This window comes from Telluribacter sp. (assembly GCF_035998675.1).
Classification (GTDB): Bacteria; Bacteroidota; Bacteroidia; order Cytophagales; family Spirosomataceae; genus Telluribacter.
On record NZ_DASYHI010000006.1, the window covers coordinates 42935 to 57097 of the forward strand.

Genomic DNA, 14163 nt, shown 5'->3' on the forward strand with positions numbered 1-14163 from the left:
TAAAATTATGGCTCGTAAATCTTCAAATCGTATATGGTGGATTGTGGGTGGAATCATGCTGGTACTGGTCACCGGGCTGGTCGTAGCCAAGCAGGTAGGCTGGATTGGACAGACCAAGCCCCTGGAGGTGGAGCTTTCAACCGTCAAACAAGCCGATATTATTGAGCGGGTCAGCGCCTCCGGCCGCGTACAACCGGAAGTAGAAGTCAAGCTCAGTCCGGACGTATCCGGTGAAATAATCGGCTTGTACGTGGAAGAAGGGGATTCGGTCGTGAAAGGTCAGCTTCTGCTCAAGATTCGCCCGGACAACTACGAATCATTGCTGGCGCGGGCGCAGGCCTCGGTCAATTCAAGCAAGGCTAGCTACGAGCAGGCCCGGGCCCAGCAGGCCCAGACCGAGGCCCGCCTCATCCGGGCCAAAGCCGACTTTGACCGTAACCGGAAGCTCTTTGAAGACAAGGTGGTATCAGCCGCCGACTTTGAGCAGATTCGGGCCAACTACGAGGTTGCCCAGCAGGAAATAGAAGCCGCCAAAGCCAACGTACAGGCGGCCCAGTTCAATATTCGCAGCGCCGAAGCCGGACTGAGAGATGCCGCCGAAAACCTCCGGAAAACGACCATTTTCGCCCCCGTAAGCGGCATTATATCGCTGCTCAACGTGGAAGTGGGAGAACGGGTAGTAGGTACTACCCAGATGGCCGGTACCGAGCTGATGCGCATCGCCAACCTTAATAATATGGAGGTAAGGGTGAATGTAAATGAGAACGATATTGTCCGGGTTGCCCTGGGCGACACCGCCGAAATAGACGTGGACGCCTACAGCTCCATCGACCGTAAATTCAGGGGAATCGTGACCGAAATTGCCAATACGGCCAGCGGACTAGCCGCTTCGGGGGCTGCTACCTCCACATCGGCCGATGCCGTAACGGAGTTTGAGGTAAAAATTAAAATCTTGAACGAATCTTTCCGCGACCTGATGGGGAGCCGGGGCAAAAAGACGTACCCTTTCAAACCAGGCATGACCGCCTCCGTTGACGTTATTACCGAACGAAAATCCAACGTGCTTTCGGTACCCATTGCCGCCGTTACAACCCGCGACACCACCGCCGTAACCCCGACCGAAGAAGAAAGGCCGCAGGCGGCTAACAACCAGCAAAATCAAGCGGCGCTCACCAAAGCAGTACCGGTTAAGGAAGTGGTGTTCGTCATGAAAGATGGAAAGGCGCAGCGGCGTGAGGTTACAACCGGAATAAGTGATTTTGAAAACATTGAGGTGGTTTCGGGAATTCAGGCCGGTGAGCAAGTGGTATCAGGCCCCTTCTCTTTGGTCTCTAAACGCCTCAAAGACGGCGATTTAGTAGAGAAAAAGAAACCGGAGGAGAAAAAAGACCAGAAAGTATCCAATGAAAACTAAAAGTAGAGCGTTGTAACTGTATAATTCGATTTAGTTTAGGTTAAGAAGATGGAAATCCTCGTGGCACTTGCCGCGAGGATTTTTCTTCTGGCCTCCGGCTCTCCCCCACTACTCTCCTTTTTTTACTCCCAAAGTACCTGTCTGTTCCCTACGGGTACTACCCTGCTCCTGGGTGTGGTTTCTTGCCTAAATTCCGCTGGCTCCGGACCTGATTCGCTACTTTTCTGGTAAGTTTTGGTAGATTTAACCCCAAAGCAACAGCAAACCGCGTATACCGTTTGAAATGGGTAAGATAAAAACCAGCTGGGTACTTTACCTTTCCATTCACCAGGACAAGTACCTATGAGCACTTCATCCCCTGAAAAAATTGCCGTCGTTGGTGGCGGAAGCTGGGCTACGGCCCTGGTCAAGATATTATGTGAACAACCCCAGGTGCAGATACGCTGGTGGCTGCGCAGTGCGGAAGACATAGCCCATATCCGCACCTACCACCATAACCCCAGCTACCTGAGCGATGTATACCTCTCCCCCAAAAAAGTAAAAGTTTGCGAAAAGCTCCGCGACGCCGTAAAGGGCGCTGACTATGTGATTCTGGCCATTCCGGCCGCTTTTGTACAGGAACCCATGCAGGAGCTTACTTCCGAGCACCTCCGGGGCAAGCGGCTGGTGTCGGCTATTAAGGGCATGGTACCCGACTGTAATCAACTCGTGACTGACTGGGTAGAGCGGGTATTTGAAGTACCTTTGGACGATATCTGTGTTATTGCCGGTCCCTGCCACGCAGAGGAAGTAGCGCTGGAGAAGCAATCCTACCTGACCATTGCTTCCACCGGCCAAAGCTGCGCCGAAGACTTCGCGCGGCTCATAACCTGCCGCTTCGTAACCGCCAACCCCCTCACCGACCTGTACGGGGTAGAGTATGCCGCCGTCATGAAGAATATCGTAGCGCTGGCCTGCGGTATTACCCACGGAATCGGGTACGGCGACAACTTTCAGGCGGTCATGGTAGCCAATGCCATGCAGGAAATCCGCCGTTTTGTGACGGCCGTAGACCCTCGGGAGCGGGACCTGAGCTCGTCGGCCTACCTGGGCGACCTGCTCGTAACGGCCTACTCGCAGTTTAGCCGCAACCGCCTTTTCGGCAATATGATTGGCCGGGGCTACAGTGTAAAGGCGGCTCAGCTGGAAATGAAAATGATTGCCGAAGGCTACTACGCGGCCAACAGTATTCATAGCATGAACAAAAACCACGGGGTCGACATGCCGATAACCGAAGCCGTGTACCGAATCCTGTACCAGCGCGCCGCCCCGGCCCAGGAAATGGAAGCCCTGAAGAAGTACTTAAAGTAAGGTAGCGGTCAACGCGAAAGGAAAAAGGCTGAACCCGAAACAAAAGAACCGCAAACAGAATTACTAATTCGGAGCTGGTCAGCTTGCGGCTACTCCGGTACCACTTTTACCATTTCTACCTGCTATGCCAAGTATCTTAGTCCGGGAGAGCGCGGACTCACAGCTCGTTGTTACGTTTTTTGATAAAGAACTGGTACCTGCCGACCATCCGCACTTTAAGGGCGACAAAAACGAAACCTGGTGGCCCACCGAAAAAGAACTCTGGCTGGGACTGGGCAAAAACCCCACCGCCACTACCGTTCTGAAAGCCACCCGGCTGCTTTTTCACAAACGCAAAGACCGCTGGCCCGGCCAGGTAGTACTCGACCTGCGCAACCAGCCCGCCGACTGGCTGGAAGCCGCGGTAAACGGTGCGCTGCTGGGAGGCTATTCGCTTCAATTATATAAATCTGAACCCAAACCCCTAAGTACCTTTTTCAGCGACAAAGGCGAGTTGGGCGTGCTGACCAGAGACGCTCCGGCCGATGCAGAAAAAAGGGTGCAAAAAGCCCAGGCGACCGCTCAGGTGCAGATGCGGGTGATGGACCTGATGAATGCCCCCGGTAACCGCAAGCCCCCCCGGGTACTGGCCGAGTGGGCGCTTGAGTCGGGCCGGGAACACGGCTACCGCGTAACTATTCTGGAAGAGGATGCCCTGCAGGCCATGGGCATGCAGGCGCTGCTGTCGGTAAGCAAGGGAAGTCCGGAGCCGCCGGTCATGATCCTGACGGATTATATACCCGAAAAATATGAAAAAACCGTAGCCCTGGTGGGAAAGGGTGTTACCTTCGATACGGGTGGGGTTTCTATAAAGCCTTCCACCAACATGCACCTGATGAAGAGTGACATGGGCGGAGCGGCGGCCGTACTGGGCGCGGTTGAACTGGCCGCCCGGCTCAAGCTGCCGGTACGGGTACTGGGAATTATTCCTTCGACCGAAAACTGCATAGATGGGGCCAGTACCAAACCGGGCGATGTGATTGATTCCTACGCCGGCAAAACCATCGAAGTCATTGATACCGACGCCGAGGGGAGGCTGATCCTGGCCGATGGCCTCAGCTACGCCGTTCGCCAATACAAACCCGATGTACTTATTGACCTGGCCACGCTAACCGGCAGCGTAGTACAAACCCTGGGGTACCACGCCGCCGGGCTTTTTACTTCCAACGACCAACTGGCTACCCAACTGAGCGGAGCGGCAGAAACGACCGGAGAAAAACTGTGGCGACTGCCCCTGTGGGAAGAGTACCAGGACGAGGTGCAATCGGATATTGCTGATGTACGTAACTTCCACGGCAAGCCACTCGCCGGCGCCATTGTAGCCGCCAAATTTCTGGAAGTATTTACCGACGAGCACCCGGCCTGGGCCCACCTGGACATAGCCGGAACCGCCTTTGGCGACCCCGAATTCACCCCCAATCGGGCGGGTACCGCTTATGGGGTGCGGCTGCTGCGGCAGTTTCTCGAAAATATGTAAGCCATGAAACAGCCTGGCCCGCTCCTGTTTTTCTTTCTGCTGTTGTCTTGACAAACAAGCGATTTTCGTTAGATTTGATAAAACGACAATTTAAAATCCTAAACTGAACTTAATCCATGCCCCGCCCACTCGCTTTCCTTTGTATTTCCACTTTTTTTAAAGGCAATGATTTTTTGAAAGCCTGTAAGGAAGCCGGTAATACGGTATACCTGCTGACGAACAAGAAGTTGCAGGAAAAACCCTGGGTACGTGACTACATCGATGATTTCTTTTACATGGAAGAAGACTCGGATGGTAGTTATAACCTGCCGGACGTTATAAAGGGCCTGGCCTATATGATGCGTACCCGGCCCGTGGACCGGATCGTTGCCCTGGATGACTTTGATGTTGAAAAGGCGGCCTTACTGCGGGAACATTTCCGGATACCGGGTATGGGCCAGACCACCGCGCGCTACTTTCGTGATAAGCTGGCCATGCGGGCCAAAGCCGCCGAAGCGGGTATACGCGTACCGGCATTTTCGTCGCTGTTCAACGATCAGGCCATTCACCAGTTTACCGAGCGTACGCCGGGCCCCTGGATGATAAAGCCCCGCTCGGAAGCTTCGGCAACGGGTATAAAAAAACTGCACACCACCGAGGAACTCTGGGACGTCATTCACAGCCTGGGTGACCGCCGCCACGAGTACCTGGTGGAGCAGTACAAGCCCGGGGAGGTATACCACGTCGACTCGCTTTCGATGAACGGCCGGGTTATTTTTATCTGGTCGAGCCAGTACATTGCGCCCCCTTACGACGTAGCCCACGGCGGTGGTATATTCCGCTCCGTTACGGTACCTTTCAATACCTCAGAGTCGCGGGCCCTGGAAACTATTACGGTAGATGTACTCAAAGCCTTTGGCATGCAGCACAGCGCTTCGCATACGGAGGTAATCCGCTGCCACGAAGACGGCCAGTATTATTTCCTTGAAACTTCTTCGCGGGTGGGCGGCGCGCACTTGTCTGATATGGTGGAAGCCGCTTCGGGCGTGAACCTCTGGTGCGAGTGGGCCAAAATGGAAACCGCCGTAGCCCGGGGAGAAAGCGACCGGTACAAGCTGGCCCCAACCCGTAATGAGTATTCGGGTATTATTATTTCGCTGGCCCGTCAGCAGTGGCCCGACCTGACGCCTTTCAGCGCCCCCGAAGTAGTTTGGACCATGCAGGAAGAGCACCACGTTGGCTGTGTAGTCCATTCAAAAAGCCGGGAACGGGTCATGGAGTTACTGGACAATTATTCACAGATTATCCAAAACGAGTACCATGCCTCCGCTCCTGCACCCGAGCGGCCTACGCATTAGATTTTCCCGGAGTACCGTTATTTCTTGTACAGGACCGGGGAGAGGTACTTTAAAGTTGTGTAGCGTTAGGAAAGCACTCCACCCCTACCGGCGGGCTGAAAACCCAATCATGGGCGGCTGGTTCATAAACTCCGTCCAGTACGACTGCTTCTCAGGCAGGGATTCCTGCGGATTCAGAAAGGGCCCCTCCCATTGAAAGTCACGCAAACCGGCCGCGGCGAATGCCTCCGCGTAGGTAGGCGCGGGCAAAAAGAAATTGTCAAAACTAAATTCAGTACCGTCGGGATTGAACATACGGTACTTGATAAAATCGCCTTCTTTCCGCTCCTTGGGCGTTTCCTTTACAAAACCGTACTTGCGGTAGGTACCATAAAACAGGGGCGAGTTCATGGGATTGTCGTTGAAGCCAATGTACCGGCCGCCGGGTTTCAGGTGGGTATATACTACCTGGCAAAACTGATTCAGCTCTTCCCGGGAGCGGGCGTAGTTAAGCAGGTACATCCCGACTACCACATCATACTGTTCCCCCAAATCCAGGTCAAGTACATCATGTACCAGGTACCGGCACCCGAGTGGCTCGGCCCGTTCTGAGTCATCGGCCAGAGCAATCATTTCGGCGGATAAATCGACCCCCACTACCTCCTTAGCACCTTTAAGCTTTAATTTTCGCGAGTAAATCCCTTCCCCGCAGGCGAGGTCAAGTACCCGCAAGCCCGTCAGGTCACCGGCTAACTTAAAAAGGGTGTACTCTTCAATTTGTTTACGGAAATCAAGTTGCTTGGAATCACGGTATTCCTGGGCAATTCGGTCGTAGGAGTTGGCGTCCATGGAGTGGAAGTGGTGTAAGGTGGAAAAGAGCAGGCGTTGAGGCAGAAAGATACTATTTTCTTTTAAATTATTATTCTTCAATAAGATACCTGCACAAAAAAAACACAACGGGTACCTGCCATTCAGGTACTAGTTATGTTTTTCCAACCCTAAAAAATTAGTCTGCTTTATTGAATTTAAGCGTAATGCGGGTTACCTGCGGGTAGTCGTATGCGGTACTCTGGGTTTTCATTTCGAAGGAATCTTTAAAAACGCCAACCGGAGCTATGGTCCATTCGCCAGCGGTGGCGGTGGCGTCCGCCGCACCTACCTGAATGGTTCCGCTGGCGGAATCAATGCGCCAACGGAGCAGCATAGGCTCGGATTCGCCTTTAAAATTTCCCACAAAAATGCCGTCTTTCCTGAACTGTACCGTTTCCATGTGCCGGCCAAAAGTAACGTTGCCAAAGCTTTCTATCATTTTTCCGTCCTTAAAGCTGAGGGCGTCATTGACGTAAATCTCGCTAAGTACCCAGTCCGGGGCGGACAGAAGCCGGTCCCTGGCCTCCTGCGGACTATCCGCAGCCTGCCGGCAGGCCGGGAGTACCAGGGCCGAAATCAGCAATGAAACAAGTAGGGAAGTCAGGTACTTAACCGGCATGGTCGCTATTGGTGATGGTACATCACAAATATACGTCAGTTTCAGTATTCTACCGTTCCATCGGAATTATACATGGTAAGGACCATAAAGAAAATCAGAGCCCCGATTACCAGACCGGCAATGCCGCCAAACCAAAGGAACTGAACCGCCTTTAGAGTAGCAAAAAACAGGGAAAGAACCAGGCCAACCACGTACCAGCTGGACATGCAGCCGATGAAGGCAAAGCCGAAGCCCTCGAAAGCGCTTCTTAGTTTATTTTGTGTGCGCATCATGAAATAGAGGAGGGTCAAACGAGTTAAATCGCGATTCAAATGTAATGAGTCTTAGTAACTATTTTTAGTTGTAAATTAGATTTAATTAAATTTTAATTCGCTTATAGTCAGAGCCTTTATGTAACCGGAAGCCTCATTCGTTACTTTCTAAAAATTGAATGGAAGATTCATCGCTTCCGAGTACCAGGTACTTGTTGTTTTTACCGGCGCCGGTCGGCTGTTGCCGGCCCCATGGTTATAATCCGGGTGTTCGTGGCTTTGTCAGGAAGTATATCTTTCAAAAACTACTACTATGCTATCCTCAAAGAAATTATACCTTCTGATAATCAGCACGATAATCCTGACCTGGGGACAACCTCTGCTGGCACAGAAGGCTTCCGAAAAGAAAGAATGGACTTCACTATTCAACGGAAAAGACCTGACGGGCTGGGACATCAAGATTGCGGGTCAGCCCCTGAACGACAACTACAAAAACACCTTCCGCGTGGAAGACGGAATGCTGAAAATTGAGTATGACCAGTACGAACGCTTCAACGAGAAATTTGGGCATTTGTACTACAACAAGCCGTATTCACACTACATCCTGCGCTTTCAGTACCGCTTTGTCGGGAATCAACTGGCGGGTGGCGCTTCCTGGAACGTCCGAAACAGCGGCGTCATGCTGCACTCCCAGTCGGCGCAAAGTAACTCCATCGGGCAGGACTTTCCGGTTTCCCTTGAGTTACAGTTACTCGGTGGACTGGGGGGCGGCGAAAGACATACCGGTAACCTGTGTACTCCCGGTACTATTGCCCACGTCGACGGAAAGCTCAACCTGAATCACTGCATTAACTCCAAGTCCAAAACCTTCCACGGCGACCAGTGGGTACAGGTAGAGGCGGTCGTACTGGGCGACTCGGTTATTCACCATATCATTGAAGGCGATACCGCGCTTACTTTTACGCGCCCCATGGTGGGGGGAGGTTTTGTCAGTAAAGATTACGACTGGAAAACTGCCCACATCGACAACGGCGATTACTGGATGCAACGGCAGAATACCCTACTGGGCGAAGGGTACATAGCCCTACAGGCCGAAAGCCACCCGATTCATTTCCGCAACATAGAGCTCCTGGACCTCAAAGGCTGCATGGACCCGAAGGCTTCCAACTTTAAGTCCTACTACCAGAAACCGGATAATTCGCTCTGCGTGTACGGCAAAAAATAACCCGAACGTACCTGACTATATACTAATTCAGCTATGAAATCTTTACTGGCCTTCTTCCTGCTCCTGAGTAGTCAACTGCTGATGGCCCAAAGTACTACGCCCGACAGCCTGCCTACGGTACGCGGCTTTTGCATTGCTGCTCCTACCCCGGCCGAACACGCCCGCTTCCTGACATTTATTGAAAAGGAACTGGCACCACGGGGCGTCAATACACTGGTACTTCGGGTCGACTACAACTACCAGTTCAAGTCGCGCCCCGAGTTACGGGACGCCAACGCGCTGTCGGAAGCGCAGGTGAAGCAGATGGCCCAGCTTTGTAAGAGGTACAGCATTAACCTGATTCCCCAGATAAACCTGCTCGGGCACCAGTCCTGGGCGGGTACTACCAACAACCTGCTGCGGGTATACCCTCAGTTTGACGAAACGCCCCACGTAACAATGCCCGCCAAGTACGCATGGCCCAATCCGGACGGACTGTACTGCAAAAGCTACTGCCCCCTGCACCCGGAGGTACACGCGGTAGTATTTGATTTGGTAGATGAAATCATGGACGCTTTTGAGGCGAAGGCGTTTCACGCCGGTATGGACGAAGTGTTTTACATTGGCGATGACAAATGTCCCCGCTGCGGGGGCCGGGATAAAGCCGAGCTTTTTGCCGGAGAAATTACTAAAATCCGGAATCATCTGGCTCAAAAGGGCCGTCGGTTGTGGATATGGGGCGACCGCCTGCTGGATGGCAAGGCTACCGGCCTTGGTATGTGGGAAGCAAGTATGAACAATACCCACCGGGCCGTAGATTTGATACCTAAAGATGTGGTAATCTGTGACTGGCACTATGACCGCGCCGAACCCACGGCCGCTTACCTGGTCATGAAAGGGTTTGAAGTGATTACCTGCCCCTGGAATAAACCAGCTGTGGCCACGGCCCAGTACGAGGCTTTCAAGGATTTCAAGGCAACGGCCAACCCGACGCTGGCTTCCCGCTACCTCGGCCTGATGCAGACGGTATGGTCGGGAGCGGGTAACTTCATGGATGTTTACTATGGTACCAAAACAACCGACGAACGCCAGAAAGGGCCGGTCGACAGCTTTGTACAACTATTTCAGGTTATGAACACCAGCAAATAGCTCCATTTCCGTTAGATCCAAAAAAGACCTGCTTTTCGGGTAAAAAACGGAGTTTAGCCAACTCAAGGCAAATACCTGCCTACCCCTTCATGGTCCGGATAAGCGCAATTTCAATGAGCAGAAACGCCAGGGCTGCGTACAGGAAGTACTTCCAGAGGCTGGTACCTACATTCTGCTGTTCAAACTCCCGCGCAAAGGCCGAGTCCTCAATTTTGTCAAATACCTGTACATTTTTCTGTCCGGCAAATGCCGCCCGCAGTTCGTCGGGACTGTAGTAGTCGAGCTTTGACTCGCTGTTGTCGTGGTTAAGCGCCAGCAGTTGCTCCACTTTATCGTCCCGCACCAGCTCGTAGTAACCGGCGTCAACGGCCTGGTCGCTGCTGAGCTGGTTACTCTTCGGTAGCTCAAGTACCAGTTGGTTCCCGTTGAGCCTCTGTATTGGTATGATTTCGGCTTTGTTCCGGCGAAGTTTATAAATAGCGTTGGGAGCCGGATTGTTGACCGAGAGCGCAATGGTATTTTCGTCAAATGAATAGGCCGTCCGTTGCGCACGCACGCTGGTGGCAGCCAACTTGTACATAACCGGCACAAACAGCGCGTGCTGGGCTACATTGCCGTAAGACGCTCCCAGCGGAGCGCCAAACAGATACAGTTGGCCCTGGCCCGCGGTAGACTGAGACAGGTAGGGCTGCCCGCTGCGCAGTGCCAGCAGTACATTACCGCCCCCGCTCCACTGCCAGGTAGTTGCGGCCGAAGGCAGATTAAGGTTAGTTTCCTGCCGCACCGACTCTTCAAAAACATCGCTGAAGAAGGGGGTATCGCGGTTGGGTGGGCTCAGGGGTACCGGTTGCGGGCTGGCCTCACCCCGGGCTACCACGCTGCGGACACCCAAATTCCCCAGGAAGCTCCCGTAGGTACCTCCATCGGGGTTGCTCGGTGGAAAAACGGCCATAGTACCCCCCTTTCTAACAAAGTCTTCCAGGGCGGTGCGCAGCGAGCCCGATGGCTGCTCCATGCCTTCCAGCACCACCAGGTCGGCGGTGCGGAGCTGGCCTACGTCAACATTTTGTACGCTGAAACTCTGGGTCCGGAACAGGCTGTCGTTCTGGTATACGTTTTCGATGTAATTGCCCCCGCTCCGCTGCCCGTACAGGTGGACAATCCGGATGACCGGGGAAGCGTTCAGAACAAAGTAGTGGTCGTTGTCAAACGTCACCGGAAAATCGTCAAAGGAAATACGGCCCTGCTTGTAGCCCCGGCCTTTCAGGCTGAAATTGAACCGGGCTGTGGCCGAGCCGTTGGCCGGTACGTTTACCGAAGCGGTTGAGGTCTGGGTATTGTCCAGGTAGAGTTTTACCACCATATTTTTGGCGGCTTCGGTACCCGAGTTACTTACTTTTACAAACAGGATATTATTCTGAAGCTCCCGGATAAACGGCGTATTAAGCCAAACCGAATCTACAAATACGTTTTTCTCGGGGGCAGCCTGTACGGGTACTATAAACAACCGGTTGGTGGAGTCAATGGCTAGTTTGGACAATTCACCCACGGTACTTTTCTGAAAATCTGACACCCAGAAAAGCTGGTTTTGGCCGGCGTTTCGGTGCTGGGCCATCAGGTTTTCCTGGCGGCGGTACACGTCGGTCAGGGTACGGGGGGTATGGGACAGGCCAATGGTGGTCAGGCGATCCCGGATTTTATCAGACGGGCTTAATCCCTGCTCCTGGGCCGAAAAATCGTTAGTAACCAGCTGCATGGAGGTAGCGTTCTTGAATACGCCCATCAGGTCACTCAGCCGTCCGGTGGCTATATCGAGGTACCTTTTGTTGTTCAGCTCGTTCTGCATGCTGTACGAGTTGTCGAGATACAGGCTGGTAACGCCCCGGCGATCCACGCCGACATTGCTCTGGCTGGGCAGGAAAGGCTGCGCAAAAGCCAGCACCAGACAGGCAACAGCCAGTACCCGGGCCATCAGAATCAGCCAGTGCTTCAGCTTCCGGAACGAGCTTGTCTGGGTTTCGACGGCTTTCAGGAAGGCGACATTGGTAAAATAGACGCGCTTGGTACGACGAAAATTGAAGAAATGAATAGCAATGGGTACCGACACCGCCAGCATGCCCCAAAGAAAAGACGGGAAAAGAAAACTCATTCGGATGGTTAGGTTTATTTGCGAACCCTGAAGAAATGGGGGTGTCCGTCTCGATTATCTTCCGGGTCTACGAGTACTAACGATATACCAAAGTCACAAAGTACGCCAAACTACCTAAACCACTTTTATTTAAGGAGTGTTTCGGCTAAGTCGGCGGCTTTTTCCTAACTTTGCAGTCATTTTGTACCGAAGAATCAGGAACTACCCTGGAGCGGGAAGCCTTTTGAGCCAAGGCAGGGTTTGAGCGACACTTTTTAAAATTTATTATAACTAAGATTATGGCCAAAGTACCGGTAAATAAACACCAACCTATGTACCAGATGCCGTCCAATCCGGCGGCTGTTAAAACCAAAAAATACGCCCTTGACACCAAGAAGTACATCAGCCTGGCCATGCGGCATTTTATCAAGACGCAGTGGAAGTGGGTATTTGTACCCCTGGCTTTAATCCTGGTCAATGCTATCCTGGGTATTACCGGCGTGTACCCCAACATCTGGATTTACGTGACTATTATTGTTGGCGTGGTGCTGTACCTGCTTTTCTGGGTTATTCAGTTTACGGGTATCACCCAGCTGGCGCAGTACAAGCCACTTTTTGAAAAGTACCAGTATGAGATTGACAACCGCCAGATTCTGATGAAGATGAACCAGAAAGAAGGCGGCGTTATGAAATGGGACCAGATTCAGGAGGTATATAAGGACAAAGACGCATTTGTGCTGGTCATATCGCGCGGTCAGTTTTTGTACCTGCCTTACAACATTTTTAACACCGAGCATGACCTGAAAGTGATGGAGCGAATTCTGAAACAAAAAGAATTCCTGAAAGACTAAACGACACCACATTCTTCCGCAAAACCCGGCCCCGAGCCGGGTTTTGTTTTTATGGCCCCGCCCGACGGCCCGCTGCACCCGCGGCATAATTTTTAAAGGGTACTCCTTACGTATAGTATCTTGTACTCTGGCTTCGGGTCAATCCCAGCGGTACAGGGGGAAAGTAGTGTTTGGGCCTAAATACACCAGTATGAAAGATTTCCCCATTGCACTTACCTGCTTTAGTTTCCTACTCCTATCACTGGGACTACTATTCAAGAAACTGAAGAAGTCGATTATCAGTGAACCTATGGTGGCCATGGCGGCGGGAATACTACTAAGCCCACAGGTATTTGGGGTTATTGATATGACAAAGTGGGGACCATTTGAAAGAATTATGGTAGTGGCCAGTCAGCTTACTATCAGCATGGCTTTAATGGCTACGGCCTTTCGGGTACCAAAAGGCTATTTAATGGCTAATAAATCGTTGCAATCCGTGCTGGTGCTGGGCGGTATGCTGGCCATGTGCGGTATTTCAACGGTTATCGTACACTTTATCTTTGAGCTCGACTGGCTGCTGTGCCTGCTCATTGGGGCCATTATCACGCCCACCGACCCGGTAGTTGCCTCCACGATTGTTTCGGGTGAAACCGCCCGCAGGCTTCTTCCCGAACGCGTTCGACACGCTATTTCGTTTGAATCGGGAGCCAACGACGGAATGGCTTACCCGCTGGTGCTGTTACCCCTGCTGTTCATCCAGCAACCCGGCGAGGTCTGGACCGACTGGTTGCTGAAATCCATACTCTGGGAAACCGGCGGAGGATTACTGTTTGGATTACTTATAGGTTTTGCGGCGTCCAAAGCCCTGGTGAAGGCCAAGGCGGCGGGTTGGATGGAAGAAACCTCCCTGTTGGCGTTCTCACTTTCACTGGGGTTTTTTGTATTGGGTGCCCTTGAGATAATGCACTGCAACGGGATTCTTGGCGTTTTTGCCGCCGGGTACGTTGCCAACCATGTGCTGGACACCGATGAAGATATTGAGCAGGAAGAAATTCAGGAGGCCATGGAGCGCATTTTTACCATTCCCATTTTTGTCCTGTTTGGCCTGATCCTGCCCTGGCACGAATGGCTGGCGCTGGGTTGGAAGGCGGTAACGCTGGTAGCCGGTATACTACTATTCAGGCGCTTGCCGGTTCTGTTCGCGTTAAAGCCCTTTCTAAAAAAACTCACCTTTGCCGATATTGCCTTCATTGGCTGGTTCGGGCCCATTGGGGTGGCGGCATTGTTTTATTCTGTACATACCCTGGAAGTCATTGGCCTGCATATCGTGTGGGTACTGGGTAGCCTGGTCATATTTGGTTCTACCGTAGTACATGGCCTTACGGGCTACCTTTTCGCTAAATTTTACTATAGCAAAACCACCGGCTGAACCAGGCGCCTTTTCCAGAACCAATAGTTCCGGTTTTAAACTTTCTGCACCTCCTGCCCGGCAGGTACTCTTTGCAAGGCATACTTT

Annotated in this window: 12 protein-coding genes; 8 read left to right on the forward strand and 4 right to left on the reverse strand. The window is 52.4% G+C overall.

The window, feature by feature from the left end:
• Positions 1–7 precede the first annotated feature (7 nt).
• The 4 genes from VGN67_RS01835 to VGN67_RS01850 all read left to right on the forward strand — a co-directional run bounded on the left by VGN67_RS01835 (position 8) and on the right by VGN67_RS01850 (position 5617).
• Complete coding sequence (locus VGN67_RS01835) at positions 8–1414, forward strand: efflux RND transporter periplasmic adaptor subunit (RefSeq protein WP_327485057.1); 1407 nt, start codon at positions 8–10, stop codon at positions 1412–1414.
• Between the two features lie 342 nt (positions 1415–1756).
• Positions 1757–2764: an NAD(P)H-dependent glycerol-3-phosphate dehydrogenase gene (locus VGN67_RS01840; protein ID WP_327485058.1), complete on the forward strand. Its 1008-nt coding sequence runs from the start codon at positions 1757–1759 to the stop codon at positions 2762–2764.
• Positions 2765–2888: 124 nt separating this feature from the next.
• Entirely contained in the window at positions 2889–4280 is a 1392-nt protein-coding gene (locus VGN67_RS01845; RefSeq protein WP_327485059.1) for a leucyl aminopeptidase, read from the forward strand.
• A 116-nt stretch (positions 4281–4396) separates the two neighbouring features.
• Positions 4397–5617: an ATPase gene (locus tag VGN67_RS01850; protein ID WP_327485060.1), complete on the forward strand. Its 1221-nt coding sequence runs from the start codon at positions 4397–4399 to the stop codon at positions 5615–5617.
• Positions 5618–5701: 84 nt separating this feature from the next.
• Here VGN67_RS01850 and VGN67_RS01855 read toward each other — a convergent pair whose 3' ends face one another.
• The 3 genes from VGN67_RS01855 to VGN67_RS01865 all read right to left on the reverse strand — a co-directional run bounded on the left by VGN67_RS01855 (position 5702) and on the right by VGN67_RS01865 (position 7357).
• Positions 5702–6445, reverse strand: coding sequence for a class I SAM-dependent methyltransferase (locus VGN67_RS01855; RefSeq protein ID WP_327485061.1), 744 nt, complete (start codon positions 6443–6445; stop codon positions 5702–5704).
• Between the two features lie 157 nt (positions 6446–6602).
• Positions 6603–7085, reverse strand: coding sequence for a hypothetical protein (locus tag VGN67_RS01860; protein WP_327485062.1), 483 nt, complete (start codon positions 7083–7085; stop codon positions 6603–6605).
• A 41-nt stretch (positions 7086–7126) separates the two neighbouring features.
• Positions 7127–7357 carry a hypothetical protein gene (locus VGN67_RS01865; protein ID WP_327485063.1) on the reverse strand — a complete coding sequence of 77 codons (231 nt, stop codon included), beginning with the start codon at positions 7355–7357 and terminating at the stop codon, positions 7127–7129.
• Positions 7358–7649: 292 nt separating this feature from the next.
• Here VGN67_RS01865 and VGN67_RS01870 point away from each other — a divergent pair, with 292 nt between their 5' ends.
• Positions 7650–8561 carry a DUF1080 domain-containing protein gene (locus tag VGN67_RS01870; protein ID WP_327485064.1) on the forward strand — a complete coding sequence of 304 codons (912 nt, stop codon included), beginning with the start codon at positions 7650–7652 and terminating at the stop codon, positions 8559–8561.
• 33 nt (positions 8562–8594) lie between these two features.
• Positions 8595–9689 carry a family 20 glycosylhydrolase gene (locus VGN67_RS01875; protein WP_327485065.1) on the forward strand — a complete coding sequence of 365 codons (1095 nt, stop codon included), beginning with the start codon at positions 8595–8597 and terminating at the stop codon, positions 9687–9689.
• Positions 9690–9768: 79 nt separating this feature from the next.
• Here the strand turns inward: VGN67_RS01875 and VGN67_RS01880 are convergent, their stop codons facing one another.
• Positions 9769–11838, reverse strand: coding sequence for a BatA domain-containing protein (locus tag VGN67_RS01880; protein ID WP_327485066.1), 2070 nt, complete (start codon positions 11836–11838; stop codon positions 9769–9771).
• A gap of 278 nt (positions 11839–12116) precedes the next feature.
• Between VGN67_RS01880 and VGN67_RS01885 the strand changes: the two genes are divergently transcribed.
• Together VGN67_RS01885 and VGN67_RS01890 are read left to right on the forward strand one after the other, a co-directional pair.
• Entirely contained in the window at positions 12117–12668 is a 552-nt protein-coding gene (locus tag VGN67_RS01885; RefSeq protein ID WP_327485067.1) for a YcxB family protein, read from the forward strand.
• A 190-nt stretch (positions 12669–12858) separates the two neighbouring features.
• A complete protein-coding gene (locus tag VGN67_RS01890) occupies positions 12859–14076 on the forward strand; it encodes a cation:proton antiporter (RefSeq protein WP_327485068.1) in 1218 nt (405 codons plus the stop codon).
• Positions 14077–14163: the final 87 nt, after the last annotated feature.